20 protein-coding genes are annotated in these 25,792 nt (G+C 70.9%); 10 read left to right on the top strand and 10 right to left on the bottom strand.

Features of this window, described 5'->3' with window-relative positions; translation table 11 throughout:
• Positions 1-111 precede the first annotated feature (111 nt).
• From ftsZ to IM787_RS00925, 3 genes are all read left to right on the top strand, one after another.
• Positions 112-1,359, top strand: a complete 1,248-nt coding sequence (gene ftsZ / locus IM787_RS00935) for a cell division protein FtsZ (protein ID WP_193674755.1) — start codon at positions 112-114, stop codon at positions 1,357-1,359.
• A 169-nt stretch (positions 1,360-1,528) separates the two neighbouring features.
• The gene (gene lpxC / locus IM787_RS00930; RefSeq protein WP_193674754.1) at positions 1,529-2,452 is read left to right on the top strand and encodes a UDP-3-O-acyl-N-acetylglucosamine deacetylase; all 924 of its coding nucleotides are present in this window, start codon (positions 1,529-1,531) and stop codon (positions 2,450-2,452) included.
• A 4-nt stretch (positions 2,453-2,456) separates the two neighbouring features.
• Positions 2,457-2,636, top strand: coding sequence for a hypothetical protein (locus tag IM787_RS00925; protein ID WP_193674753.1), 180 nt, complete (start codon positions 2,457-2,459; stop codon positions 2,634-2,636).
• Positions 2,637-3,085: 449 nt separating this feature from the next.
• Here IM787_RS00925 and ruvC read toward each other — a convergent pair whose 3' ends face one another.
• Genes ruvC through IM787_RS00895 form a run of 6 tightly spaced genes read right to left on the bottom strand, consistent with a single transcriptional unit; the run spans position 3,086 to position 8,747 of the window.
• Positions 3,086-3,634: a crossover junction endodeoxyribonuclease RuvC gene (gene ruvC, locus IM787_RS00920; protein ID WP_193674752.1), complete on the bottom strand. Its 549-nt coding sequence runs from the start codon at positions 3,632-3,634 to the stop codon at positions 3,086-3,088.
• A 1-nt stretch (position 3,635) separates the two neighbouring features.
• Positions 3,636-4,367, bottom strand: coding sequence for a monofunctional biosynthetic peptidoglycan transglycosylase (mtgA, locus tag IM787_RS00915; protein WP_193674751.1), 732 nt, complete (start codon positions 4,365-4,367; stop codon positions 3,636-3,638).
• On the bottom strand, positions 4,364-5,176 hold the full coding sequence (aroE, locus tag IM787_RS00910) for a shikimate dehydrogenase (protein WP_255528511.1): 813 nt from the start codon (positions 5,174-5,176) through the stop codon (positions 4,364-4,366). Before aroE ends, mtgA begins: the two co-directional genes overlap by 4 nt.
• 29 nt (positions 5,177-5,205) lie before the next feature.
• Positions 5,206-6,054: an energy transducer TonB gene (locus IM787_RS00905; RefSeq protein ID WP_227494068.1), complete on the bottom strand. Its 849-nt coding sequence runs from the start codon at positions 6,052-6,054 to the stop codon at positions 5,206-5,208.
• 10 nt (positions 6,055-6,064) lie between these two features.
• Positions 6,065-8,128: a ribonuclease catalytic domain-containing protein gene (locus IM787_RS00900; protein ID WP_193674748.1), complete on the bottom strand. Its 2,064-nt coding sequence runs from the start codon at positions 8,126-8,128 to the stop codon at positions 6,065-6,067.
• Between the two features lie 34 nt (positions 8,129-8,162).
• A complete protein-coding gene (locus tag IM787_RS00895; protein WP_193674747.1) occupies positions 8,163-8,747 on the bottom strand; it encodes a YqiA/YcfP family alpha/beta fold hydrolase in 585 nt (194 codons plus the stop codon).
• 109 nt (positions 8,748-8,856) lie between these two features.
• Here IM787_RS00895 and IM787_RS00890 point away from each other — a divergent pair, with 109 nt between their 5' ends.
• The gene (locus IM787_RS00890; RefSeq protein WP_193674746.1) at positions 8,857-10,635 is read left to right on the top strand and encodes an ATP-binding response regulator; all 1,779 of its coding nucleotides are present in this window, start codon (positions 8,857-8,859) and stop codon (positions 10,633-10,635) included.
• Here IM787_RS00890 and IM787_RS00885 read toward each other — a convergent pair.
• A complete protein-coding gene (locus IM787_RS00885; RefSeq protein ID WP_193674745.1) occupies positions 10,569-11,240 on the bottom strand; it encodes a response regulator transcription factor in 672 nt (223 codons plus the stop codon). The genes IM787_RS00890 and IM787_RS00885 overlap by 67 nt on opposite strands.
• 106 nt (positions 11,241-11,346) lie before the next feature.
• On the opposite strand from IM787_RS00885, the gene rodA reads away from it, so the two are divergent.
• Positions 11,347-12,501, top strand: coding sequence for a rod shape-determining protein RodA (rodA, locus tag IM787_RS00880; protein WP_193674744.1), 1,155 nt, complete (start codon positions 11,347-11,349; stop codon positions 12,499-12,501).
• 92 nt (positions 12,502-12,593) lie between these two features.
• Positions 12,594-13,214, top strand: coding sequence for a response regulator (locus tag IM787_RS00875; RefSeq protein WP_193674743.1), 621 nt, complete (start codon positions 12,594-12,596; stop codon positions 13,212-13,214).
• 1 nt (position 13,215) lies between these two features.
• Here IM787_RS00875 and IM787_RS00870 read toward each other — a convergent pair whose 3' ends face one another.
• From IM787_RS00870 to IM787_RS00860, 3 genes are read right to left on the bottom strand one after another with little or no spacing between them, the layout of a single operon-like run.
• Positions 13,216-14,748 (bottom strand): alkaline phosphatase D family protein, encoded by a 1,533-nt coding sequence (locus IM787_RS00870; protein WP_193674742.1) that lies wholly within the window; start codon positions 14,746-14,748, stop codon positions 13,216-13,218.
• Entirely contained in the window at positions 14,745-18,575 is a 3,831-nt protein-coding gene (locus IM787_RS00865) for an FAD-dependent oxidoreductase (RefSeq protein ID WP_193674741.1), read from the bottom strand. The genes IM787_RS00870 and IM787_RS00865 overlap by 4 nt, the downstream gene beginning before the upstream one ends.
• A complete protein-coding gene (locus IM787_RS00860; RefSeq protein WP_193674740.1) occupies positions 18,572-20,332 on the bottom strand; it encodes an ATP-binding response regulator in 1,761 nt (586 codons plus the stop codon). Before IM787_RS00860 ends, IM787_RS00865 begins: the two co-directional genes overlap by 4 nt.
• A 127-nt stretch (positions 20,333-20,459) precedes the next feature.
• Between IM787_RS00860 and IM787_RS00855 the strand changes: the two genes are divergently transcribed.
• The 4 genes from IM787_RS00855 to IM787_RS00840 all read left to right on the top strand — a co-directional run bounded on the left by IM787_RS00855 (position 20,460) and on the right by IM787_RS00840 (position 25,615).
• The gene (locus tag IM787_RS00855; protein ID WP_193674739.1) at positions 20,460-21,335 is read left to right on the top strand and encodes an NAD(P)-dependent oxidoreductase; all 876 of its coding nucleotides are present in this window, start codon (positions 20,460-20,462) and stop codon (positions 21,333-21,335) included.
• A complete protein-coding gene (locus IM787_RS00850; protein WP_193674738.1) occupies positions 21,332-23,410 on the top strand; it encodes a protein kinase domain-containing protein in 2,079 nt (692 codons plus the stop codon). The genes IM787_RS00855 and IM787_RS00850 overlap by 4 nt, the downstream gene beginning before the upstream one ends.
• A gap of 43 nt (positions 23,411-23,453) precedes the next feature.
• The gene (gene tldD, locus IM787_RS00845; RefSeq protein ID WP_193674737.1) at positions 23,454-24,914 is read left to right on the top strand and encodes a metalloprotease TldD; all 1,461 of its coding nucleotides are present in this window, start codon (positions 23,454-23,456) and stop codon (positions 24,912-24,914) included.
• A gap of 128 nt (positions 24,915-25,042) precedes the next feature.
• Positions 25,043-25,615, top strand: coding sequence for a hypothetical protein (locus tag IM787_RS00840; protein WP_193674736.1), 573 nt, complete (start codon positions 25,043-25,045; stop codon positions 25,613-25,615).
• Positions 25,616-25,792: the final 177 nt, after the last annotated feature.

Raw genomic sequence — 25,792 nt, 5'->3', positions numbered from 1 at the left:
CCATCACCAGGAGAAAGGAGCGATGTCGGTGCACCGATCCACCGCTCCCGCGTTGAAGACGCCAATCCAACGAATCAGTCAGTGGCAACTGCAAGGAATCAGGAGTACCCAATGAGCATCGAAATGATCGAAGTCGAGGAGTTCCACCAGGGCACGCAGATCAAGGTGATCGGCGTCGGTGGCGGTGGCGGCAACGCCGTGGCGCACATGATCGAGCGCAACGTGCAGGGCGTGGAGTTCATCTGCGCCAACACCGATGCGCAGGCGCTGGCGCGCAGCTCGGCGCACAAGCACATCCAGCTGGGAGGATCGGGCCTGGGCGCCGGCAGCAAGCCGGAGAAGGGCCGCGAATGCGCCGAACTCGCCGTGGACTCGATCCGCGAGGCGATCTCCGGCGCGCACATGCTGTTCATCACGGCCGGCATGGGCGGCGGCACGGGCACCGGCGCCGCGCCGGTGATCGCCCGGGTGGCCAAGGAAATGGGCATCCTGACGGTGGGCGTGGTCACCAAGCCCTTCGACTGGGAAGGCGGCCGCCGCATGACCAACGCCGACAACGGCCTGGCCGAGCTGGAAGCCAACGTCGATTCGCTGATCGTCGTGCTGAACGAGAAGCTGCTGGAGGTGCTGGGCGACGACATCACCCAGGACGAAGCCTTCGCGCACGCCAACGACGTGCTGAAGAACGCCGTCGGCGGCATCGCCGAGATCATCAACGTCCCCGGCCACGTCAACGTGGACTTCGAGGACGTGCGCACGGTGATGGGCGAGCCGGGCAAGGCGATGATGGGCACGGCGGTGGCTTCCGGCCCCGACCGCGCGCGCATCGCCGCGGAACAGGCCGTGGCCTGCCCGCTGCTGGAAGGCATCGACCTCTCCGGCGCCAAGGGCGTGCTGGTGCTGATCACCGCGGCCAAGGGCAGCCTCAAGCTGTCCGAATCCAAGCTGGCGATGAACACCATCCGCGCCTACGCCTCTCCGGACGCGCACGTGATCTACGGCACGGCCTACGACGACGCGCTGGGCGACGAAGTCCGCGTGACGGTGGTCGCCACCGGCCTGTCGCGCCACGGCCAGCAGCGCCGCACGGCGCCCCCGCTGCAGGTGCTGCGCACCGGCACCGACAACGTGCCGTTCAACGTGCCGACCATCCACACCGCCGTCGGCGGCCCAGGTGCCATCGTCACGCGCGAGATGCAGGCGGCGGCCGTGCCCCAGCAGCCGGAGTACGGCGGCCTGCAGGTGCCCAGCGTCTGGCGCACCAACCGCACGCAGGCGGCGGCCAAGGTCGACGCGCTCTCCAGCGGCGGCATGGACGACTTCGAGATCCCGGCCTTCCTGCGCAAGCAGGCGGACTGAGCACCGGAGTCGCGACACGGCAACGGGCCCCGCGGGGCCCGTTGTGCTTTTACAGCCTCGACACACACTGTTTACCGCCGGGCCGCACGCTCTTCGCATGGGCTTTCTCTATCGAGGTCATGCAAACGGGTCAGGCGGCGCCGGCGCCCGAGCCGATAAAATCACGCCCATGCTCCGCCAACGCACGCTCAAGACCCTGACGAAAGCCGTCGGCGTGGGCCTGCACAGCGGCCAGCGGGTCGAACTGACGCTGCGCCCGGCCCAGCCGGACACCGGCATCGTGTTCCGCCGGACCGACCTCGCGGTGCCGGTCGACATCCCCGTTTCCGCCGAGGCGGTGACGGACACCCGCCTCGCCTCCACCATCTCCAATGGCGGCGCCAAGGTCCATACCGTCGAACACCTGATGTCCGCCTGCGCCGGCCTGGGCGTGGACAACCTCTACGTGGACATCACGGCCGAAGAGGTGCCCATCCTCGACGGCTCCTCGGCTTCCTTCGTGTTCCTGCTGCAGAGCGCCGGCATCGAGCAGCAGAACGCGCCGCGCCGCTTCATCCGGGTGCTGCGCCCCGTCGAAGTCCGCGAAGGCGAGGGCGAGAACCTCAAGTGGGCGCGGCTCGACCCGTACCACGGCTACAAGCTGCGCTTCGAGATCGATTTCGCGCACCGGGTGGTCGACTCCACCGGGCAGCACCACGAGTTCGACCTGAGCTCCGGCCAGTACTCCCGCGACATCGCGCGGGCGCGCACCTTCGGCTTCACCAAGGACGTCGAGATGATGCGGTCCCGCGGCCTGGGGCTGGGCGCGGGCATGGACAACGCGATCGTGATGGACGACTACCGCGTCCTGAACGCCGAGGGCCTGCGCTACGACGACGAGTTCGTGAAGCACAAGATCCTCGACGCGATGGGCGACCTGTACCTGCTGGGCAAGCCGCTGCTGGCCGCGTACAGCGCCTTCCGTTCCGGGCACGCGATGAACAACAGGCTGATCCGCGCCCTGCTCGCGGACCAGGACGCCTTCGAGGTGGTCAGCTTCGCCGACGAACGCCAGGCCCCGGCCGGCTTCGCGGTGCCCGCCCGCGCCTGGTAGGGCGATGCTCGTCTTCCGCTGGCTGCTGATGCTGTTGCTGCTCGCCGCCGGCGTCAGCTTCGCGTTCTATGCGGGCACCGGGCAGGCGAAGTACAAGCGCTACGGCCTCGTCATCCTGAAGTGGACGCTGCTCGCGGCGGCGGGGTTCTTCCTCGTGCTGTTCCTCGAACGCGTCGCGACCTGAGCTCGCCGCGTCCGTCATCCCCGCGAAGGCGGGGATCCAGGGCTTGCGCACCGTCGGCCGGCAGGCCCACCTCCGCCTTCGAACGTCGCGGCAGGCGGCGGGCGGTGCCGGCCCGCAGTCAGGGGCCTCGGCTGGAAGGCTGTTCCCGGCGGCGAAGCAGGTCTACGAGAGCGCGTAGCGCGTATCGAGAGCTGCGACTGTGCACATTTTTCCGGCACTTTGATTGAACGGAGAGTTTGCCGCACGCGGCAAACTCGCAGTGAGTTGTGCCGGATCGCCGCCGGGGACGGCCTTCCAGCGCCCCCGGAACGAGCGACAGCGGAGTGCAGGGCGAGGCACCGCGGGACGGCACCGCCCGCCGCCTGCCGCGACGCGCCCCGAATGCTGAAGCCCTGGATTCCCGCCTCCGCGGGACGGCGGCGGCGGGGCTGCGGGCGCCTGGCCGGCCGCTAGACCGCGCGCCCCGACTTGTACATCCCGGTGTTGCGGCGGGCCATGTTGCCCGCCTCCTGGATCCGCGCCGTCGCCACGCCGGCATGGGCGTGCGTGATCGCCAACCCCAGCGCGTCGGCGGCATCCTTGCCCGGCAGTCCCGGCAACTGCAGCAGCCGCTTCACCATCTGCTGCACTTCCGCCTTCGCCGCGCGGCCGGTGCCGGCCACCGCCTGCTTCATCTGCATGGGCGTGTACTCCGACACCGCCAGGTTGCAGGACACCAGCGCCGTGACGCAGGCGCCGCGCGCCTGGCCCAGCAGCAGCGTGGACTGCGGGTTCACGTTCACGAACACGATCTCGATGGCCGCGGCGTCCGGCTGGTAGCGCTGGCGCAGCTCGCCGATGCCGTCGAACAGCACCTTCAGGCGCGCCGGCAGGTCGCCGCGCGCCAGATGCGTGGTGCTGATGGTGCCGCTGGCGACGTAGCGCAGCGCATGCCCTTCCGCATCGATCACGCCGAACCCCGTCGTCTGCAAGCCGGGGTCGATGCCGAGGATCCGCATGTCAGGGCAACTCGGCGTCGCGCATGCGCGCCACGATCGTCGATGCACGGCCCGCGATGTAGCCGGAGCCCGGCATCTTCTCGAACCGCTTGGGCTGCGGCAGCATCACGGCCAGGCGGGCAGCCTCGTAGGGCGACAGCTTCGCCGCGCCCTTGCGGTAGTAATGCTGCGCGGCCGCCTCGGCGCCGAACACGCCTTCGCCCCACTCGACGTTGTTCAGGTAGATCTCCAGGATCCGCTGCTTCGTCAGCATCTGTTCGATCGCGAACGTGAGCACGATCTCCTGGCCCTTGCGCAACATGGTGCGCTCGCCGGACAGGAACAGGTTCTTCGCCAGCTGCTGCGTGATGGTGGAGCCGCCCACGATCTTCGGGGCCCGGGCGCGCGTGGGCGCCAGCTGGGCGCGCCTGGCGGCGAGCTCTTCCGCCTTGGCATTGCGCTCCCACGCCTTCTCCAGCGCATCCCAGTCCACGCCGTCGTGGTTGACGAAGCTGCCGTCCTCCGAAGCGATCACCGCGCGCTTGAGGTTGTCGGAGATCTGGTCGTACGGCACCCACTGCTGGCGCCAGCGCAGCTTGTCCTTTTCGGTGGCGATGCGCCAGGCCTCGGACCGCTGGAACGTGGTGGATTGCGGATCCAGCACGGTCATCGCCGCGATGCGCAGCAGGAAGAACAGCTGCAGCGCGATGAAGGCGAGCACCAGCAGGGCCAGCCAGCGGGCGATGGCCTTCATCGCCGCAGCTCCCGCCGCAGTTCCTCCAGCACCTGCGCCGAAGGCGGGCGCACGCCGCGCCACCACAGGAAGGCCTCCGCCGCCTGTTCGACCAGCATGCCCAGGCCGTCGCGCCCGATGGCGCCGTTCTCCTGCGCCCAGCGCAGGAAGCCGTCGGCCGGCGGGCCGTACATGAAGTCGCACGCCAGCGCCCGGGGCTTCAGCACCTTGGCCGCCACGGGCACCGCGCCGCCGGTGATGCTGCTGGCGGTGCCGTTCACGACGACGTCGAACTGCCCGTGCACCGCGTCCAGCGCCACGGCCTGCAGGTCGGCGTACGTGTCGTTGGCGAGCATCGCGTGCGTGCGCACCAGCGCTTCGGCCTTGGCGAGGGTACGGTTGGCGACCACCACCCGGCGCGGGCGCGCTTCGAGCAGCGGACCGAGCACGCCCGCCGCGCCGCCGCCGGCGCCCAGCAGCAGCACGTCGCGGCCGCCCAGGGAAACGCCGGCGTTGTTCTGCACATCCGACACCCAGCCGATGCCGTCGGTGTTCTCGCCGTGGATGCCGTCGGCTTCGATGCGGAGGGTGTTGCAGGCGCCCGCGAGCGCCGCGCGGGTGCTGCGGAAGTCGACCAGGCCCGCCGCCTCGAACTTGAAGGGCAGGGTGACGTTGCAGCCCTTGCCGCCTTCCGCCTGGAAGGCGCGCAGCCCGGCGGCGAAACCGTCCATGGGGACCAGCCGGCGGCCGTATTCCAGCTGCTGGCCGGTCAGCGCCGCGTAGCGGGCGTGGATCCACGGCGACTTGCTGTGGTCCACGGGGTTGCCCATGACGCAGTAACGGTCCACGGTGGCGGCCCTCAGCGGGTGGTGAGCTTGGTTTCGAGCGTGTCGTCGCGCGTGAACTTGAAGCGCGAGACCACCACGATCTGGTCGGCGCGCCGCCGCATCGCGTCGTTGAACGCGCCGAATGGGCCGGCGGCGCGGGCGATGCTGGCCGCGCGCCGGTCCAGCGTCAGGTTGCCGGAGGTCTCCACGACCTCGGTGTCGAGGATCCGCCCGTCGTGGTTGACCGTGACGATCATCGTCAGCTCGCCATACAGCTTGCGGCCCGCGAGCTCGGGGAAGTTGTGCGTGCCGCGTTCCTCGATCTTGCGCCGCAGCCCGTCGTAGTAGACCGCGTACACCTCCTCGCGCGTCGAAGGGCTGATGTAGCGCTTCTTGGGGCGGGCGTTCTCCTCGTTGATGCGCTTCTCGATCTCGGCGAGCAGCTTCATCAGGTGGCGGCGCTTCTCCTCCTGCGCGGCCGCCTGCGGGCTGGAGTTCGCCTGCTTCGGGTCCACGGGCGGCATGGCGGCGAGCGTCTGCTTCAACTGCGCGAGCATCAGCGTCTGCTGCTCCTGCATCGCGTCGATCTTCTTCTGCTCGTCTTCCGCGGCGTCGCCGAAGGCGGTGAGCGCCGACGGCGGCAGCGGCGACGTCGCCCGGCCCTTCTCGGCCTCGCCGCCGCCGGCCAGCGAGGCCTGCGCGATGGCCTGCGCCTTGTCGACCTTCTCGTTGCTGCGGGCGTTGACCAGCACCACTTCGAGCGGGGTGTCCTGGAACACGCGGTTGAAGCCTTCCGGGTCCACGATGCGGACGGTCAGCACCGCGGCGTGCACGACCACGGACACGCCCAGCGCGATCTGCAGGGTGCTGAAGGACTTCAGGTTCACGGGATCAATTATCGGCGGCGGCAGGGGCCGCCTTCGCCTCTTCCCCGGAAGTGTCGGTGACATCCACCGCGATCGCAATCGGACCCGCGACGGTTTCCTCTTCGCTGTCGCCTTCTTCCGACGCCGCGGCTTCCGGCACCGCCTCCAGGCGCTGCAGCACGGTGCCGTTCACGTCGAGCGTGATCAGGTCGATGGCGCCCAGCTTCACCCGCACGCGGGTGCCGCGCGGCAGGTCGCCGGCGCCGAGGACCGGCAGCACCAGGGGCAGGGTGTCGGCCCGCGCCAGGCCCTCCTTGAAGACGGTCGCCTCGATCTCGCCGATCGCGTTCTGCTGCAGGTAGCGCAGGGTCCAGAAGCGCTCCATGCCGGCCTGGTGGCCGTTGTACGCGGCGTAGGCGGCGTCGAAGGCGGAGATGATCGAGAACAGCTCCGCGTCCTTCGGCTTGAACGGCGCCGCCAGGGCGGCGGTGCGGCCATGGCGGGCCGCGGCGATGATCTGCCACTGGTTCACCAGGTCGGTGTAGCGGCGCAGCGGGGAGGTGCTCCAGGCATAGCTCTTCACGCCGATGCCGGCGTGCGGCAGCGCCTTCGTGCCCATGCGCACCTTCACGCCCGGCGCCAGGCTGGCCTGGCTGCGGTAGATGCCGGGGACGCCGACTTCCGCCAGCCACTGGCCCCAGGTGCTGTTCGCCAGGATCATCGCCTCGGAGACGATCAGGTCCAGCGGGGCGCCGCGGCGGCGCACGGTGATCTCGACCGCCTCGTCGCCGGTGGGGCCGTCCTCGCCCGCCGCAGGCACGCGGAAGTTGTAGTCGGGCCGGTTGAAGTTCTCGGGCTTGCCCCGCACCACTTCGCGCTGGGCCTTGAGGTGCTTCGCCAGCCGGAACAGGAACGACAGTTCGGTGCGGAGACGTGCCGCGGGCGCCGGCACGCCGGGCGACTGCACCGTGGCGTCCTCCAGCCATTCGAGCGTCAGGTGTTCGTCCAGCTGGTCGTGGCGGAGGTTGGCCGCGATGGGCACGCGCTCCAGGCGCGTTTCGCTGGCCTTCACCTCCAGCGTGGCTTCGTCCATCTGCACGTACAGCGAGACGGCGGGGCAGTCGCGTCCTTCCAGCAGCGTGTACGCCTGCACGACGTCGTCGGGCAGCATGGTGATCTTGTGCCCCGGCATGTACACGGTGGACAGCCGCTGGCGCGCGAGCTGGTCCAGCGGCGTGCCGGCCTGGACCGCCAGGCCGGGGGCCGCGATGTGCACGCCCACGGTGACGGTGCCGCTGCCCAGGCCCTGCACGGACAGCGCGTCGTCGATCTCGGTGGTGCTCGAGTCGTCGACGGAGAAGGCCTGCACCGGAGCGACGGGCAGTTCGTCCTTGATGGGCGGCGCCGCGACCGGCGGGAAACCCGTGCCCTTGGGAAAGTATTCCAGCAGGAAGCGCTTCCAGTGGAATTGGTAGGGCGAGGTGATGGCGCCGGCCTTCTGCAGCAGGGCCAGCGGCGCCGTCTGCGTGTTGCGCGATGCCTCGACCACGGCCTTGTACTCGGGCGCGTTCTTGTCCGGCTTGAAGAGGATGCGGTAAAGCTGTTCGCGGATGGCGGGCGGGCAGCTGCCGGCGCCGAGTTCCGCGGCCCAGGCGTCGATCTGCGCCTGCACCTGCTTCTTCTTCTCGATGGCGGCCAGGGCCTGCTGCAGGATCTCGGGCGGCGCCTTGCGGAAGCGCCCCTTGCCGGCGCGCCGGAAGTAATGCGGCGCATCGAACAGGCGCACCAGGGCGCCGGCCTGCTGGGCGAGGGTGGCCTGGGCGCTGAAATACTCGCGGGCCAGCTCGGCGAAGCCGAATTCCTCTTCGGGGGCGAACTCCCAGGCGAGGTCCAGCTCGATGCCCGCGGCGATCTCCTGTGCCTCGCGCAGCAGCTCCGCGGGCTGCGGCTTCTCGAACTTGAGCAGGACGTTGACGGCCTTGACCTTGACGCGCTTGCCGCTTTCCAGCTCCACCTGCGCGGAGGTGTCCGTTTCGGACAGGACCCGGCCGGCCAGGAACTTGCCGGCCTCTTCGAACAGAACGAACATCCCCAATTGTCTCACCCCGGGGCCGGGCGGCTCCTCAGGCCAGGCGCAGGAAGGCGAGGACCTCGCCCAGGTGCTCGTCGAAATCCGAGAGCGCATGGTCGCCGCCTTCCAGCAGCTTGAGGCGTGCGCCCGGGTAGCGGCCCGCCATCTCGCGCCAGTCCAGCACCTCGTCGCCCTTGGCGATCACGGCGAAGTAGCGTTCCGGGCGGGCCACCGGCCCGCGTTCCAGCGCGCGCAGTTCGTCGACGAAAGCGGGGGCGAAGTAAAAGCGTTCGGCCGGGTCGTGCCAGGCCACCTGCTCCCCGACGTGCCTGGCCAGGTCGCGGGCCGCATGCACCGCCGGATTGAGCAGCACCGCCAGGCAACCCGTTTCCTCCGCCACCCACGTCGCGTAGTAGCCGCCCAGGGACGAGCCGACCACGGCCATGCGCTCGCGCGGCCAATCGCGGATGCCGTCGGCCACCAGGGCCATCGCCTCGCGCGGCGACGGCGGCAGCTGCGGGCACCACCAGGTCACGCCCGGGTGCCGCTCCCGCACCGCCGCCTCCGTCCGCCGTGCCTTGAACGAGCGCGGCGAGGAGCGGAAGCCGTGGAGATACAACAGGTGCGTGGTGTCCATCCGGCCGATGGTAGGGGCCCGCATTCGTCGCTTGGCTAAGCATCCTTCTTAAGCCACACTTGGCGCTGGAGAGAAGGCTTTGCTGCAGGAAAACGAACAGAAGGCATCGATGGGAGACGGGGTGGCGCCCGAACTCGTGCGCCGCAGCGTGGCGATGATCCTGGCGCAGGCCCGCCAGGGCGCCGTCACGGCCATCGCCATGGGCGCGCTGTTCGGCTTCATCTACGTGCCGGCCGCCGGCTGGGCCCTGTACCTGGCCTGGTACCTGCCCTTCCTCGCCGTCATGCTGGCGCGCCAGCCCTACTTCCAGCGGATCGTCGCCCGCGACGGCGAGACCCCGCGGGTGCTGCACCGGATCGCGGTGGTCGCCGCCTTCACGGGCTGGCTGGCGCCCGTGTCGGTGCCCATCTTCGCGCCCTACCTGGACATCGCCGACGTCGGGGTCCTCACGATCATCACGGTCGGCTGGGGTTCGGTGGCCGTCGCCGTGCTCGCCGTGCAGCCGCGGATCTACGCGGCCTACCTCACCGCCTGTTTCGCCACGGTGTACCTGGCCTGGGTGCGCCACGCCGGCACGGTCGAACTGCTGATGATCGGCATCAGCATGCTGCTGGGCGGCCGCATGATGGTGAAGCTGGGGCAGGCGGTCTGGGTGCAGCTGCGCGACACGGTGGCGGCGGGCGAGCAGAACGCCTCCCTGGTGGCGCAGCTGCGCGAGGCGCTGCAGCGCCAGCAGGACGCGCAGCATTCGCGCTCGCGCTTCCTGGGCGCCGCCAGCCACGACCTGCGCCAGCCGGTGCAGGCGCTCCTGTTCCTCTCCGACATCTTCCGCAAGTCCCGCGACCCGGCGCGGCGCGACGCGATGGCGCAGCAGATCGTGCGCACCAGCGAGTCGATCGACAGCATGTTCCGCCACCTCGTGGATTTCGCGCAGATCGACGCCGGCACCATGAAGGCGGTGCTGCAGGATGTGCGGATCGACCAGCTGGTGGCGTCCGCCGCCTCGGGCTTCGCGGAAAAGTGCGCGGCCCGCGGCCTCGCCTTCCGCGTCGAGATGCCGCCCGCGTGCACGGTGGTGGCCGACCCCGTGCTGCTGGAGCGGATGCTGCGCAACTTCCTGGACAACGCCTTCAAGTACTCGTTGCGCGGCGAGATCGCCCTGCGGGTCCAGGTCGCCGACGGCCGCGCCGTGCTGACCGTCTCGGACGAAGGTGTCGGCATGGACGAAAAGGACGTCGCCCAGGCCTGCAACGCCTTCTTCCGCGGCCGGTCGGCCTCGGTGGCGGAAGCCGAAGGCATCGGCCTCGGCCTGGCGATCTCGCGCCACATGGCGGACCTGATGCGCTGCCGGCTCGAACTGGATTCGACGCCCGCGCGGGGCACGCGCGTGAGCCTGTGGCTCGACGTCGCGCAGGAGGAAAGCGCCCTGCTCGAGACGGGGCTCGACGACGCCGGCTCCGCGCCGCTCGCGGGCTGCCTGGTGGCCGTGGTGGAGAACGACAAGCTGGCGCGCGATGCCGTCGTCGCCTGGCTGGAGGAGGCGGGCGCCCGCGTCGCCGCCGGCGGCACGCTGCAGGAACTCGAGCGGGTCCTGCACGAGGCCGGCGTGGCGCCGGACCTGGTCCTGGTCGACTTCCGGCTGGCCGACATCACCGGCGTGGAGGCGATCGACGCCCTGCGCGAAAGGCACGGCCCGCAGCTGCCGGCGGTGGTGATCTCCGGCGAGGCGGACATACTGGAGCGCGGCCTGCCCTTCCCGGTACTGCAGAAGCCGGTCACGCCGGACCGCCTGCTGGAGGCGCTCCGGGCGGCGCTGCCGGCTCAGTGGACGGGGGGCGGCGAGGATTCGAGGTCGCGGATGCTGATGCCGGCGCGCGCCAGGGCGTAGACCGCCTCGGTGCGGTTGGAGACCACCAGCGCGTCGAGGATGTGCGCCACGTGCGACTTCACCGTCGTGTCCGACAGCCCGAGGTCGCGCGCGATCACCTTGTTCGGCTTGCCCTGCACGATGCCCATGAGCACCTGGCGCTGCCGCCCGGTGAGCTGGGCGCCGAGGCGGCCCCAGGCGTCCTGCTGGGCGCGGCTGGCCGGCGTGGCCACGCTCAGGCTGGTCGGCGGCAGGTAGACCCCGCCGGACAGGACCAGCGTCAGGGCCGCATGGAACTGTTCGCTCGGCGCCGACTTCGGCACGAAGCCGAAGGCGCCCAGGTCGATGCATTCGCGGACCACGGCGGGGTCCTCGTTGCCGGAGAGCACCAGCACGGGAACTTCCGGACGGCGGCTGCGCATGCTGCGCACCGAATCCAGTCCGCTGTAGCCGGGCATCTGCAGGTCCAGGATCACCAGGTCGGCCTGCAGGCCGTCGTCGAGGCGCTGGAAGGCCGTGTCCAGCGCGGCGCATTCGACCACGTGCACGTCCATCCCCGCGTTCTGCAGGGTGTAAGCGACACCGCTGCGGTACAGGGGGTGGTCGTCGACGACTAGGATGTTCATGCGTGCCTCGGCTGTGCGGGGATGGTAGCAGCCGGTGCGCCGCCGGCCACGGCCATTGGGAGGAGCTTCGCGCCTGTAAAGCGGCGCGCGTGCCCGATAATTCCGCATGGCCGCCGTCTTCGACAAACCCACGCTCCGCCAGCGCATCGTGCCCGTCCTGCAGGGCTTCGACGGGCCGCTGGCGTTCGCGGTCTTCCTGCTGGCTTGCGCCGGCCTGCTGACGATGTACAGCTCCGGCTTCGACCACGGCACCCGCTTCCTGGACCACGGCCGCAACATGCTGCTGGCCGGCACCATCATGTTCGTGGTGGCGCAGGTGCCGCCGCAGCGCCTGATGAGCTTCGCGGTGCCGGTGTACGTCATCGGCGTGGCGCTCCTCATCGCGGTGGCCGTGTTCGGCATCACCAAGAAGGGCGCCAAGCGGTGGGTGAACGTCGGGGTCGTGATCCAGCCCAGTGAGATCCTCAAGATCGCCGTCCCGCTGATGCTGGCCTGGTGGTTCCAGAAGCGCGAAGGGCAGCTGCGGCCGCTGGACTTCGTGGTCGGCGGCATCCTGCTGGCCATCCCGGTGGGCCTGATCATGAAGCAGCCGGACCTGGGCACGTCGCTGCTGGTGATGGCCGCGGGCCTGGCGGTGATCTTCTTCGCGGGCCTGTCGTGGAAGCTCGTGGTGCCCCCGGTGGCGGCGGCCGTGGTGGGCATCGTCCTGCTGGTCGCCTTCGAGCCCATGCTGTGCGCGGAGGGCAACCGCTGGTTCATCCTGCACGACTACCAGCAGCAGCGCATCTGCACGCTGCTCGACCCGACGAAGGACCCGCTGGGCAAGGGCTTCCACATCATCCAGGGGATGATCGCGATCGGCTCGGGCGGCATCTTCGGCAAGGGCTTCATGCAGGGCACGCAGACCCACCTGGAGTTCATCCCCGAGCGCACCACCGACTTCATCTTCGCCGCCTTCTCCGAGGAGTTCGGGCTGGTCGGCAACCTGTTCCTGATCGCCGCGTTCATCTTCCTGATCCTGCGCGGGCTGGCCATCGCCCTGGAGGCCCCCACCCTGTTCTCGCGCCTGCTGGCCGGCGCGGTGACCATGATCTTCTTCACCTACGCGTTCGTGAACATGGGCATGGTCAGCGGCATCCTGCCGGTGGTGGGGGTGCCGCTGCCCTTCATCAGCTACGGGGGCACGGCCATGGTGACGCTGGGGATGGCGCTGGGTATCCTCATGTCCATCTCGAAGTCCAAACGCCTGGTGCAGAGCTAGCACGGGCGCGGCTCTCCCAATGGGCAGAGGCGTGCGGCGGCGGCCCGCGCCACCATGGGACGTCGTTGTGTGGGTGCCAAGAAGGAGGCCGTATGCGAGTTCTGGTGTGCGATGACCATTCCCTGTTCCGGGAGGGGCTGCGCCTGCTCCTGGAAAAGCTGGATGCGAGCATGGAGGTCACCCTCACGGCGTCGGCCAACGAGGCCCTGGAGGCCACCCGCAGCGGCATGTTCGACCTGATCCTGCTGGACTGGCACATGGACGGCCTGGAAGGGGCCCGAGCGCTCGAGGCGCTGCGCGAGTCGGCGCCGCTCACCCGCGTAGTGGTGCTGTCCGGCGACCGCGACGCGCAGCTGGTGCGCAGCGCGGTGGACCTCGGCGCCGCCGGCTTCATCCCCAAGGATTCGCCGCCCGCGCAGCTGATGCTGGCGGTCAAGACCATCGCCGACGGCGGCGTCTACCTGCCGACGGCGGGCCTGGCCAAGATCCAGACACGCGACGTGCGCGATGCCTTCCCCTCCCTGACCGAGCGCCAGGCCGACGTGCTGCGCGCGGCGCTGCGGGGCAGCTCCAACAAGCTGATCGCGCGCGAACTCGGCATCAGCGACGGCACCGTGAAGACCCACCTGCGCGCGATCTACCAGGAACTGGGCACGCGCAACCGCACCGAGGCCGTCTACATGGCGGCGGAGCAGGGCGTCCGCATCTCCTGAGTCAGCGCAGGACCTGGAAGGCCAGGTCCCACGTGCCGCCGGCCGGGGTCGCCTGCAGCAGCCCGCAGCCCTGCCGGCCCTCCTCCACCATCTCCGCGTCGACCACGCACTCGTACACCGGCGGGCCGCCCGCCACCGCCGCGAACCGGAAGCGGTCCTGCAGCAGCAGGTTCCAGCGGCTTTCGTTGCCGAACGGATAGGGCGCGTACAGGGCCGGCGTGTGGTACGAGGCGAACGCCGTGCCCGCCCCCGTCGCCAGGTTGCGCACCGTGACGCGCGCGCTGCAACCCACGTGCAGGTCCCCCGAGAGGAACACCACGTTGCGTACCTGCTGGTCACAGAGGAAGGCCAGCAGCGCGTGCAACGACGCCGGGAAACCCTGCCAGCCGTCATGCTGCAGCGGCTCCTCGATGCAGTCGCGGGTGCGCGGCAGCAGCATGCCGGGCGAGGTGACGATCTTCAGGTCCTGCGGCCGGCGCGAGCGCAGCCAGGCGAGCAGGTGCCCGCCCTGGCGCCGGCCGAGGATGTGCGCGGTGGCGAGGGTGGCTTCGCTGCGGTGCTCGCGCTGCGTACGGGTGTCGGCCATGAAGAGCGACCAGCCCGGGCCCTCGTCGAGCAGCTGCAGGCGGCGCCGGCGCGGGTCGCCTTGCCGCTGGTGCCGCCAGAAGGCCTCGATCGCGTGCTCGAAGGCCTCGTCGCGCGCGCCGTCCGGCGCGGGCTCCCAGTTGTCCGCGATCTCGTGGTCGTCCGGCGTCATGCGCACCCGCGCCAGGAAGTCCTGCGGCAGGTCCGCCATGGGCCCGACCTCGCGGTCCTTCAGCGCCTCGTACGGAAGCCGGTAGCGGTCGTCCAGCCGCACCGGGTCGAGGAGACCGTAGGTGGCGTCGGCATAGACCTGGTCCCCCAGCAGCAGCAGCCGTTCGGGCATCGCGTGGGCCGGGTCGGCGAGGTAGGCCGCCAGCTTGCGGTACGAAGCATGCGCGACCGGGCGGTCCAGCATGCCGGCCGGGTACTGGCAGCTCGCGAAAGCGAAGCTCAGGCTGCGGGGCTCCGTCCGCGTGCCGCCAGCCGCGGACACCATGTACAGGCCCAGGCGCTGCCCGTGCCGCGCCAGCTGGTCGGCCAGCACGTGCTGCAGCGCTTCGCGCGAAACCTGCCCGGGCAGCGGGGCGGCCACCGGGCTTCCATCGAGTGCCTCCAGGTGCGCCAGCTGCGCGCGCAGGATGTCCTGGTCCAGGAGCATGCGGAAGGTCGTGCCGGGGCGCTCGGGCGGATGGTCGTACCGCAGCAGGCACAGGTGGTGCGTGGCCCCTGGCACCGCCCGCAGCGGCACGGCCTTCCACTCCGTCTCGTCCACGTCCACCAGCGGGAAGGAGGCGGGGGCCTGCGGGGCGACGCGCCAGCTGCCGGGCCGCACCTGCTCCAGCGGGACGAACACGGCCTGCGCGGCGCCGAGGCCGGCCTCGGACCGGACGTGCCACTCGCCCTTCACCGGCTTCATCGCCTCGGAAGGCACTTTCCACAGCCGGTTCACGCCAGGAACTCCTCGACGAGCGGAAACACGTCGCGTTGCGCGTGCCGCCCGATCAGGCAGTCCTGGTGGCCGTAGCCGGCGACCACGCGGGCGTCGAAGGGCACGCCCGCGTGCCGCATCTGCGAGCCCAAGGCCTCCACCGTGCGCACGTCCACCAGGCCGTTGTCGGCGCCATGGAGCGACAGCGTGCCACCGCGCGGCCAGCGGGCCGCCAGGTGCGCGCCGCTGGTGTCGTAGGGCTGGCCGGCGGGATCGGTGATGGTGTTGAGCCGCGCGAAATGGATGGCCTGCGCGACCGTGTCCAGGTTGAGGGGGCCGAACAGGTCCTCGATTGCCGCGAGCGTGCGGCCGTCGACGTTGGACAGGCTGAAGTCGCGCGCGTAGAGCGCGTCCATGCGGTGGCGGAAGCCCGCCCACGGCGCGCGCAGCCAGGGCAGCCCCGGGTTCTCGCGGTCGTACTCGTCGTCGGGGTAGGGCAGCGTGGCCAGCAGGCGGTCCATCAGCAGCGTAGCCGCGCCGGGCTTCGCCTCGGAGCGGAACTGGTAATCCTCGGGCAGGATCGCCCGCCGCAGCACCCGCATGAAGTAGGCGCGCAGCACGTTGTCGTCGCAATACACGACGACGGGGCCCTTCTGCGAGAGCACGATGCGCCGGATGTTGCCGCGCAGCGCGGCGAGCTGGCGCGGGAACGCGTGCCGCGGCTGGCCGGGCCGCTCCGGCAGCGGCGTGCCGAGCAGGGCCATGCCGAGCATCACGGCGCCGATGCAGTGGGCGAACACGTCCACCGGGCGGCCGGTCTGCCGCGCGATGAAGTCGATCGCGACGGGAAGGTCGGCGAAGGCCGCGTCCTCGAAGTTCCACGGCTCGCGCGCGGTCTCCAGGCCGGCGCTGGTGCGCAGGTCCAGCACCCACACGTCGCGCCCGCGGTTCCACAGGTAGCGCGCCAGCGGCATCGGGATCGCGTCGTGCGTGAAGGTCGATCCGCTGGCGCTGTAGCCGTGCACCAGCACCACGGGCTGCGCGCCCGGGCGGCCGTAGCGGGTCCAGCGCAATTGCACCGGCAGGCGGCCCGGCCGGACCTGCAGCGGGATGATCCCGCTGTCGAACACCGGGACGCCTTGCATCGGTTGCGGCAGCAAGCGGGGCTCGCGCGCGGGCGCCGGGTCGGGCGCGCGGAACGACCACAGGTGGATGTCGAGCAGGATGCGCGCCCAGGACAGCGCCAGCGAGGCGAACTCCGCCAGCGCCACCACCTGGTTCTCCTGCCGCGTGATGCGCAGCAGCGGGATGCCCTGGCGGGCGAGGAAGCGGCCATCGAGCGCGAGCACGCTGCCGTCCCGCACGCCGGGGAAACCGGACAGCTTCATGCGCGTGAGCTGCAGCCAGGGGTTGCAGCGGCGGCCATAGGTGAGTTCCTTGCCGCCGCGCAACGCGTGCCCCTGCGGCAGCTGGCGCCCGATGTCCGACTGGCCGCCCTGCAGGGCTTCGCCGACGACCAGCACGTAGTCGAAGAGGCGCGACTGGCTGGCGCGCACCGCAGACTGGAAGAACCCGCCGGCGTGGCGGATCCGGCTGAAATCGAGCCGGAGCGCGTCGCCCAGCAGGTCCCAGATCTCGCGGTGGCCACGGTTCGCCAGCCAGGCGAACGCGGCCTTGCGCGAGGACAGCCAGCTGCCGTCCGGCATGGCGCCTTCGCGCAAGGTCAGGCTGCCTTCCAGCCGTGCGATGAAGACGGCCTGGCGGTTGCGCTCGTCCTCGCGCAGCGTCATGAGGCGGTGCCGCGCGTCGCCCGCTGCGTTGTCGAACACGCGGACGAAGGACTTGGCGGGGAACAGCTCGAGCCGCCGCGAGGCGCGCACCGCGAGATCGCGCACCGGCAGCCGGCGGTAGCAGAGCGTGAGTTCGACCCAATGCGTCCCGACCTCGCCCGCGAGCCGCTCCACGAGTTCCACCTCGGTGGCGATGGCAGGGGCCGGCGTGCACGCGGCGATGGGACGGTACAGCGGGCGCGGCGCCGGCGGGCCGACGAAGCGGGCGCGGCCGCGGGTCCAGCCCCATTCCGCGGCGAGCTTGCGCGAAGCGCGGCGCGCCACCGCCGCGATCGTCAGCGCGGGGTTCGCGCCCAGCGAACCGGGGAGCACCGAACCATCGAGCACCATCAGGCCTTCGTGGATCGCGCCGTCCGCGGCGAACACCCGCCCGAGGGGGTCGACCACGCCTTCCGCAACGCTGGCACCCATCGGACAGCCGCCGAGCGGGTGCACCGTGAGCACCGGGCCGCGCTCATTGCCGACCAGGAAGTCCATGGCGGCGGGCAAGGGCTGCCAAAGCGGGTTGGGCAGGACGGCCGCGCCCTGCGCGCCCCGCTGCAAGGTGTCGGCCGCCGACGCGTAGTCCCGCTGCATCACGGGAGAACGCCGCACCTCCGCCCACTTGATGCGCACGCGGCCTTCCTGCTCGCGCGTGTCGGCGCGCCGGCGGCGGCGCGGCAGCAGCACGCGGCCGCGGCTTTCGTCGTGGCCGATCAGCCCGACGAGCAGGGTGCGTTCCATCGCCGCGGGGTCGACGGCGGCGCTGTCCAGCCCTTGCTGGTCCTGCGAAGCGCGGCGCGCGGGCTTCTGCGTCAGGCGGTGCAGCAGGTCGGTGGTGGTGACCGCCTCGTCGAAGAAGCGGCGCAGCGGCGCCGGCACCGCGAACTCCTGCAGCAGCAAGCCCCCGAGGTCGACGATGCCGGTGATGGTCGGTCCGATGTCGCGGCGGTCCAGGGGCTGCGACTCCTCGGTCGTGGTGCCCACGGCGTCCGGCAGGCCGTGCACGGCGACGAGGTTGTCGCCGTTGCAGGAGAAACTGCCCCCCAGCCGCGGGGACAGGGGCAGCGCGTCCGACGAGCGCAGCAGGATCTCGGTGCTGCCCAGGGTGCCGGCCGCCAGGACCACCTTGCGGGCCTTGACCAGGACGGGCGCGTGGCGCTTGCGCAGGTTGTCGTCGGTGAAGACCGTCTCCACTGCCCAGCCGCCGGCAGGATCGCGGCGCACGGTGAGGACGCTGCCGCCGGTGTAGATCTCGGCGCCGCGCTCGCGGGCGCGTTCGAGCAGGGTCTTGTCCAGGGACAGCTTGGCGCCCACGTTGCAGCCGGTCATGCAGTCGCCGCAGAGCGTGCATTGCGGCAGTTCCGGATGCGAGTCGTCGGTCTGCACGGTGAGCGCCGCGAGGCGGAACTCGCCCCCGGCGCGGCGCGCGATGTCGCGCAATGCCGCCGTCTTGCGCAGGCCGCCCTTGCCGTGCGCGGGATGGTCGGCAGCCTCCGGCTCGCAAGCCCCGAGGTCCTTGCGCAGGCGGCGGAAGAAGCGGGCGTCGAGGTCGGCGACCACCGCGTCGGGCAGGTGCTTGCGCGCGAGGTCCCATTCCTCCAGCTTCGGCTGCTCCATGACGCCGGCGTTGATGAGGGACCCGCCGCCGAGCCCGTTGCCGACGATCGCGGTCACGTCGGCGCCGATGCGCACGTCGAGCAATGCGTCCTTCCGGCCGATGGTCTTGTCGGGACCCATGCGGTGGATCCGCACGTGCGGGGGCAATTCCTGCAGCGAGGAGGGGAACATGCCGGGGGCGTACTCGCGGCCGCGTTCCAGCACGCAGACGGACACCGGGCGACCGCCCGCGTCGCGCAGTCCGGCGAACTCGTACGCCGCCATGGACCCGCCGTAGCCGCTGCCCACGATGAAGACGTCGAACACCGTGCCGGCCCGCGCGGCTTCGCGCAGCTGCGAATAGCCGCGCGAGAGCCGCCGCACCGGCCCCGAGAGCCGGCGCTGCTCGTGGGGGTTCAAGGCTGCACCTTGTCGCCGAGCATGCGCGCCAGCTCCGCCTGCAGCATGGGCAAGGCCACCGGCTTGTGCAGCAGCTTGATGCCGGCGCGGTTGGCCTCCTGCAGGCGGTCCGGCGCCGTGTCGCCGGAGATCAGCAAGGCCGGCGTGGCCCCGACCGCGGACGTCACGCTGGAGATCGCCGTGATGCCGGTTTCGCCGTTGCGCAGGCGCATGTCGGCCAGGATCACGTCGGGTTTCGTGGCGATCGCCTCGCGCGTCGCTTCCTCGACGGAACAGGCTTCCACGAAGCGGCAGCCCAGTTCCTCCAACAGAACGCGCATGCCCATGCGCACCGAGCGCTCGTCGTCGATGACGAGCACCGTCACGCCGGCGAAGCTCCAGTTGTGGGCAGGCTCCGGGACGACGGTGGCCGCCGCGCCGAAGGTGTCCAGCGGCAGGCGCATCGTGACGCGCGTGCCCTGGCCCTCGGTGGAGTGCAGTTGCAAGGTCACGCCGAGCAGGCCGCAAAGGCGCTTGACGATCGAGAGGCCGAGCCCGAGGCCCTTGCTGCGGTCGCGCTCCGGGTTGTCGACCTGGTAGAACTCCTCGAACACCATCGCCTGTTCGGCCGGCGGGATGCCGCGCCCGGTGTCCTCCACGGAGATGCAGGCGTCGCCGCCTTCGACCCGCATGCGCAGCGCCACGTGGCCCTGCGGCGTGAACTTGATCGCGTTCTCCGTCAGGTTGCGCAGCACGCGCAGCACCAGCGCCGGGTCGGTCCAGCAGCGCACGCTGCCCTGCACGTCGATCACCGCGCGCAGCCCTTTTTCCTCGATCGCCGCCCGCATCTCGGCATGGTGCATGCGCAGCATCTCGGCCAGGTCGACCATCTTCTTGTCCGGTGCGACCACGCCCGCATCCAGCTTGGAGATGTCCAGCAGCTGGTCCAGCTGCTCGGAGAGCGCCACCGTCACCTGGCTCAGGAGGTCGACGACCTCGCGGTCCCGGCCCTCGATGGGCCGCAACGACAGCGCCGCGACCAGCAGGCCGATGGTGTGCAGCGGCTGGCGCAGGTCGTGGCTGGCGGCCGCGAGGAAGCGGGTCTTGGCCTGGTTGGCCTGGTTGGCCTGCGCGAGTGCCTCGGTGAGCTGCGCGGCACGCTCCCGGTCCAGGAAACGCATGTTCACCGAGTCCGTGAAGTTGTGCCAGGCGTTGTGGGCCAGGCCGTACAGCACCCAGAGATACAGGACGATCAGCAGGGCCAGCGCCAGGCCATACCAGCCGATCGGAGAATTGGGATGGATGGCCCACCAGATCGGCAGCGTGCCGGCCGCGGGCAGCGCGTAGGCCAGGTAGATCTTGCGGTGCCCCGCGGTGGTGCCGACCGCGCCGGTCGAGAGTCCGAGCAGCAGCAGGGTGAAGAAGGGACGTTCGATGTCGGGCAGCAGCGGGAAGGCCGCGAGGCTCAGGCCGTGGGTGGTTCCATTGAGCAGGCTGAGGCGGATGGCGGTGCGCACGCGAACGGGCGTCGGCAGCTCGGTCTGCCGCGGCAGCTTGCCGAGCCATTCCCTGCGCACCATCAGGATGGCCAGCGCGGCCAGCAGCCACACGGCGGGGATCCACGGCGGCATGACGCGCGAGGCCATCCAGGCGACGACCACCATCAGCACGCCGACGCCGACCGGCACGCGGCGGCTCTGTTCCGCCAGCAATTCCAGCAGCCGCTGGTGGACTTCCTCCCGGGGCGCCTGCGGCCCGGCTGCGCGTACTGCTGCCAACTCTCCCTCCGTTGTCACGACTGCCCCTATTTGTGTCCGAACGTACATGTTGCTCCCAGTTGCGTCCTCTGCTCAATGGGGGATGTGCGGGGAAGCTGCGTCTTCCGCGCATCCATAATCGTCCGCCATGGGCAGGACGGTCGGCATCGTGGGGGTGGGCAACATGGGCGGCGGCATCGCCGCCCACTTGCTGGAGCGCGGCTGGGCGGTGCAGGCCTGCGACCTCGTCCGGGACAAGGTGCAGGCGTTGCAGCGGCAGGGCGCCCGGGCCGCGGCGACGCCTGCCGAAGCTTCATCCGGTGCCCAGGCCCTGATCCTCTGTGTCGTCGACGCGTCGCAGGCGCGCGACGTGCTGTTCGGCCCGTCGGGTGGCGCGGCGGCCCTGCGGCCGGGCGCGGCCGTGTTGTTGTGCCCCACCATCGCGCCGTCGGACGTCGAGGCGATCGCCGCCCGCCTGCAGGAACGCGGCCTGCATGCCATCGACGCGCCGATGTCCGGCGGACCCGCCCGCGCCCGGGATGGCAGCATGAGCCTGATGATCGCCTGCCCCGACGACGTCTTCGAAGCCCAGCGCCCCTTGCTGGAGGCGCTCAGCACGAAGCTGTTCCGCGTCGGCACGCGGCCGGGCGACGGTGCCCGCACCAAGCTGGTCAACAACCTGCTGGCGGCGGTCAACCTCGCGGGGGCCGCCGAAGCGATCGCCCTGGCGGAGCGCCTCGGCCTGCAGGCCGGCCCCACCCTGGACGTGATCGAGCAGTCGAGCGGCCAGAGCTGGATCGGCTCCGACCGCATGCGCCGCGCCATCGCCGGTGACTGGTCTCCGCGCGCCCACGTCACCCTGCTGCAGAAGGACACCCGCCTGGCGCTGGAGGCCGCCCGCGCCGCCGGGTTCGAAGGCACGCTGGGGCCCGTCGCGCACGAGGCTTTCAATCGCGCGGTCGCCGCCGGCGATGCGGACCTGGACGACGCCGCCTTGCTGCGCCTGTACCGGGGGGTGCGATGACTTCCATCCTGGTCGTCGAGGACGACGACGCCATCCGCGGCAACCTTGCCCGCCTCCTGCGCATGGAAGGCTACGAGGTGACGGTCGCCACCAACGGGATCGAGGGCCTGGAGCGGGCGCGGGCCCTGCGGCCCGACGTGGTGATCAGCGACATCAACATGCCCGGCATGGACGGCTTCGCCCTGGTGGAAGCCTTGCGCGCCGACGCGGCGCTGCAGACCACCGTGGTGATGATGCTGACCGCGCTGGACGACCGCGCGAGCATGCGCCGCGGCATGCGCTCCGGCGCCGACGACTACCTGGCCAAGCCGTTCACGCGCACGGAGCTGCTGGACGCGCTCGACGCGCTGCTGAAAAAGCGCGGCCGCATCGAGCTGAGCATCCATTCCGCCGTGCAGGCGCGCGAGGAGCACCTGCGCCGCGCCTTCACGGCGAGCCTGGGTGGACAGCCGCTCACCCACCCGGCGGCACTGGACGCGCCCGCCGACGCCGTGCCGGACCAGGTGCTGCAGGCCACGGTGCTGTTCTCGGACATCCGCAACTTCACGTCGCTGGCGGAGAAGCTGAGTTCGGCCGAAGTCGCGGAACTGCTCACCCAGTATTTCGAACGCACCAGCGACCCCGTGCTGCGGCACGGCGGCCGCCACCTCAAGTTCGTCGGCGATGGCCTGATGGCCGTGTTCGCGGACACGATGGCGGACGCGCCGATCGCCGCGGCGCGCCGCGGGCTCGCGGCCGGACTGGCGATCGCGCTGGCGACGCACGAATTCCGAAGCTGGCTCGACGAGCGCTTCGGCGGCCGCGGCCTGCCCGCCTTCGCGGTGGGCGTGGGCCTGCACGCCGGCGAAGTGACGATCTGCCGCATCGGCGCGGGCGACGTGCGCGAGACCACCGCCATCGGCGACACCGTGAACGCCGCCGCGCGGCTGCAGGGCGCGAGCAAGGAACTGGGCTGGACGGTGGTGGCGAGTTCGGCGGTGTTGCAGGAGGCCGGCGAAGGCGTGGAAACCGGCGGCATGACCTCGCTCGAAGTGCGCGGGCGCAACGGCTGGCTGGACGTCGCGGAGATCGTCGGCCTCGCCGCGACGAACGCGGACCTGGAGCACGGCATGGCGGCCGTGGCCGAGCGCGCCGACGAGATCCGGCGCGCGGTGGAGATCAACTCCGAGATCACCGCCCGGGCCGTGAAGGGCGCGCTGCGCAGCAAGCTGTCGACGCTGCGCGGGCACCAGTTCCAGCCGGGCGACGCGCCGCTGCGGCTCAAGGGCTTCCGCCTCACGCGCAAGCTGGCGTCCGGCGGCATGACCGAGGTGTACCTGGCGCAGCGCGACGACGACGGCCTGCCGGTGGTGCTGAAGGTGCTGGAGGCGTCGGCCGAGCGCGGCGGCGCCAACCTGGCCCGCTTCATCCAGGAATATGCGCTGCTCTCCCGGGTCGACCATGCGCACGTCATCCGCATCTACGACCAGGGTTTCTCCGACGACCACGCCTACATCGCGATGGAGTACTTCGAGCGCGGCGACCTGCGCTCGGAGCTGCGCGGCGGCATGGCGCGCGAACGCGTGCTCGACGTCGTGCGGCAGATCGCCCTGGCGCTGGAGGCGATCCATGCGGGCGGCATCATCCACCGCGACCTCAAGCCCGAGAACGTGATGCTGCGGCCCGATGGCAGCGTGGCGCTGGCCGACTTCGGCGTCGCCAAGTCGCTGCTGCAGGACGAGGCACTGGCCCTCACGCAGACGCGGCATGGCGAGGTCGTGGGCACCCCTTTCTACCTCAGCCCGGAGCAGGCCACCGGCGGCGCCATCACGCCGGCCAGCGACCTGTACAGCCTGGGCGTGATGCTCTACGAGATGCTGACCGGCTCGCGGCCGTACAGCGGCGAGACGCTGGACCTGCTGCTGGCGCGCCACCTCACGGCGCCCGTGCCGCAGCTGCCGCAGGAGTTCGCCGGGCTGCAGCCCGTCCTGGACAAGCTGATGGCGAAGCGGCCGGCGGACCGCTATGCGAGCGCGCGCGAGTTCCTCGCCGCGCTGGACGAGCTTCCCCTGCTGAGGACCCTCGCCACGCGTTGACCGCGAGGCCGCGGGGACAAGGGGTGCGGCCTACAATGGCCCGATGATCTCCCGCGAACCCACCATCGAGCGCCTGGCGACGGCCCGCGCGCTCCTGCTCGATCCCTTCGGCCTGGACGAAACCCACCTGACGCGCGCCCTGGCGGAGATCCGCGCGCACCGGGTGGACGACGCCGACCTGTACTTCCAGTACACGCGCAGCGAAGGCTGGAGCCTGGAAGAGGGCATCGTGAAGACGGGCAGCTTCAGCATCGACCAGGGCGTGGGCGTGCGGGCGGTGAGCGGCGAGAAGACGGCCTTCGCCTATTCCGATGACATCTCCGAGGCGTCGCTGCTGGATGCGGCGCGCACGGTGCGCACGATAGGCTCCGGGGCGCGCGGCGGCCGCGTCGGCGTCACCCCGACCACGGTGGCCGGCAGCCGCTCGCTGTACGGCGGGCAGGATCCGATCGCCACGCTCGACAGCACCTCCAAGGTGGAACTGCTGGGCCGGGTGGAACAGATGGCCCGCGCCAAGGACCCGCGCGTGGCGCAGGTGATGGCCGGGCTGGCGAGCGAGTACGACGTGGTCCTGGTCGCCCGTGCCGACGGCACGCTGGCCGCCGACGTGCGCCCCCTGGTGCGCCTGTCCGTGACCGTGATCGCCGAGCAGAACGGCCGCCGCGAGATGGGCTCCGGCGGCGGCGGAGGCCGCTTCGGCCTGACCTACTTCACGGACGAACAACTGCAGAGCTACGTCGACGATGCGGTCAAGTCCGCGCTGACCAACCTGGAGTCGCGTCCGGCCCCCGCGGGCGAGATGACCGTGGTGCTCGGCCCGGGCTGGCCCGGCATCCTGCTGCACGAAGCCGTGGGCCACGGCCTCGAGGGCGACTTCAACCGCAAGGGCTCCAGCGCGTTTTCCGGCCGCATCGGCCAGCGCGTGGCGGCCAAGGGCGTGACGGTACTGGACGACGGCACCATCGCGGACCGCCGCGGGTCGCTGAACGTCGACGACGAAGGCAACCCGAGCCAGCGCAACGTGCTGATCGAGGACGGCATCCTGCGCGGCTACATCCAGGACTCGATGAATGCGCGCCTGATGGGCGTCGCGCCCACCGGCAACGGCCGCCGCGAGAGCTATGCGCACATCCCGATGCCGCGCATGACCAACACCTACATGCTCGGCGGCGACCGCTCGCCCGAGGAGATCGTGGCCAGCATCGACAAGGGCCTGTACGCCACCAACTTCGGCGGCGGCCAGGTCGACATCACCTCCGGCAAGTTCGTGTTCTCCGCCAGCGAGGCGTACTGGGTGGAGAAGGGCCGGATCCAGTACCCGGTCAAGGGCGCGACCATCGTCGGCAATGGCCCGGACGCGCTCACCCGCGTCAGCATGATCGGCAACGACATGAAGCTGGACACCGGCGTGGGCACCTGCGGCAAGGAAGGCCAGAGCGTGCCCGTGGGCGTGGGCCAGCCGACGCTGCGCATCGACGGCCTGACCGTCGGCGGCACGGCCTGAGAGCGGGGGCGGCCCCGCCGCCCGTCCGCCGGCCCGACCGTTCGGCACCGCCAGGCCGCCGCCTGGAGACCTGGGCGCTCCGGACGGCTGGCGCGGCCAGCCCGGCCGTGGCCATACTCCGCTCCCCCATGCATTCGACGCTGCCGCCCTCGTCCTCGCGTGTGCCGTTCGACCGGTTCACCAACCTGCCGACCGCCAATACCTTCGGCGAGATCAGCAATTTCCTGCGCAGCGCGATCGCCGACGAAGACAGCCGCATCCTTTCCGAAAGCATGGCGCACCTGGCGCTGAACGCCGAAGCCGTCGTGGCGTCGCTGCGCCTGAGCCGCAAGCGCAACGATGCCGCGCCACTGCTGATGGACATGCTGACGGTGCTGCGCGACCACCGCGCGCTGGTCGTCGACCTGGGCCTGGCCTGGCGCGGCCTGTACGAGTACGCGGGCTACCTGCAGGCGCTGAACAACTTCCGCGTGCTGATCGGGCAATGGCTGCTGCACGCCGGTCCGTGGGACGACGAACTGATGGTCACGGCCGACGACTTCGGGCTGGTGGCCTGGCGCACCATGGGCGAGGGCATGCTGCTGGTGGACATGTACGAGCAGTGGCTGCAGCGCGAGGAGCAGGAGGAGTCGCACCTGGCCTCGCTCGACGAGCCGCAACTGGAACGCGTCCGCCAGTGGTGGCACAAGCTGCGGCGGTAGCGCAACGCTTGCCGCGCGCCGCGCTGGCCTTTCGCGCACCCTGTGTTAAATTGGCCGCCATGCGTCCCGTCCGCGGTTTCTTCTTTGGCTACTTTTGGTTCTCCAGCGCCCCCGGCGGAAGAGAGATCTGAGCGTACCCGCGACAAACGCAAAGAATCCTCGAAAAACCGCCGGCAA

Source organism: Ramlibacter pallidus (genome assembly GCF_015070875.1).
GTDB classification, from domain to species: domain Bacteria; phylum Pseudomonadota; class Gammaproteobacteria; order Burkholderiales; family Burkholderiaceae_C; genus Ramlibacter; species Ramlibacter pallidus.
The sequence above is the reverse complement of the archived record's forward strand: the minus strand, read 5'-3'. Positions and strand labels throughout refer to the sequence as shown.

Excerpts from the sequence above, each read along its gene's own strand:
- ftsZ (WP_193674755.1), top strand. The coding sequence starts at position 112 with ATGAGCATCGAAATGATCGAAGTCGAGGAGTTCCACCAGGGCACGCAG.
- lpxC (WP_193674754.1), top strand. The coding sequence starts at position 1,529 with ATGCTCCGCCAACGCACGCTCAAGACCCTGACGAAAGCCGTCGGCGTG.
- IM787_RS00925 (WP_193674753.1), top strand. The coding sequence starts at position 2,457 with ATGCTCGTCTTCCGCTGGCTGCTGATGCTGTTGCTGCTCGCCGCCGGC.
- ruvC (WP_193674752.1), bottom strand. The coding sequence starts at position 3,634 with ATGCGGATCCTCGGCATCGACCCCGGCTTGCAGACGACGGGGTTCGGC.
- mtgA (WP_193674751.1), bottom strand. The coding sequence starts at position 4,367 with ATGAAGGCCATCGCCCGCTGGCTGGCCCTGCTGGTGCTCGCCTTCATC.
- aroE (WP_255528511.1), bottom strand. The coding sequence starts at position 5,176 with ATGGGCAACCCCGTGGACCACAGCAAGTCGCCGTGGATCCACGCCCGC.
- IM787_RS00900 (WP_193674748.1), bottom strand. The coding sequence starts at position 8,128 with ATGTTCGTTCTGTTCGAAGAGGCCGGCAAGTTCCTGGCCGGCCGGGTC.
- IM787_RS00895 (WP_193674747.1), bottom strand. The coding sequence starts at position 8,747 with ATGGACACCACGCACCTGTTGTATCTCCACGGCTTCCGCTCCTCGCCG.
- IM787_RS00890 (WP_193674746.1), top strand. The coding sequence starts at position 8,857 with ATGGGAGACGGGGTGGCGCCCGAACTCGTGCGCCGCAGCGTGGCGATG.
- IM787_RS00885 (WP_193674745.1), bottom strand. The coding sequence starts at position 11,240 with ATGAACATCCTAGTCGTCGACGACCACCCCCTGTACCGCAGCGGTGTC.
- rodA (WP_193674744.1), top strand. The coding sequence starts at position 11,347 with ATGGCCGCCGTCTTCGACAAACCCACGCTCCGCCAGCGCATCGTGCCC.
- IM787_RS00875 (WP_193674743.1), top strand. The coding sequence starts at position 12,594 with ATGCGAGTTCTGGTGTGCGATGACCATTCCCTGTTCCGGGAGGGGCTG.
- IM787_RS00855 (WP_193674739.1), top strand. The coding sequence starts at position 20,460 with ATGGGCAGGACGGTCGGCATCGTGGGGGTGGGCAACATGGGCGGCGGC.
- IM787_RS00850 (WP_193674738.1), top strand. The coding sequence starts at position 21,332 with ATGACTTCCATCCTGGTCGTCGAGGACGACGACGCCATCCGCGGCAAC.
- tldD (WP_193674737.1), top strand. The coding sequence starts at position 23,454 with ATGATCTCCCGCGAACCCACCATCGAGCGCCTGGCGACGGCCCGCGCG.
- IM787_RS00840 (WP_193674736.1), top strand. The coding sequence starts at position 25,043 with ATGCATTCGACGCTGCCGCCCTCGTCCTCGCGTGTGCCGTTCGACCGG.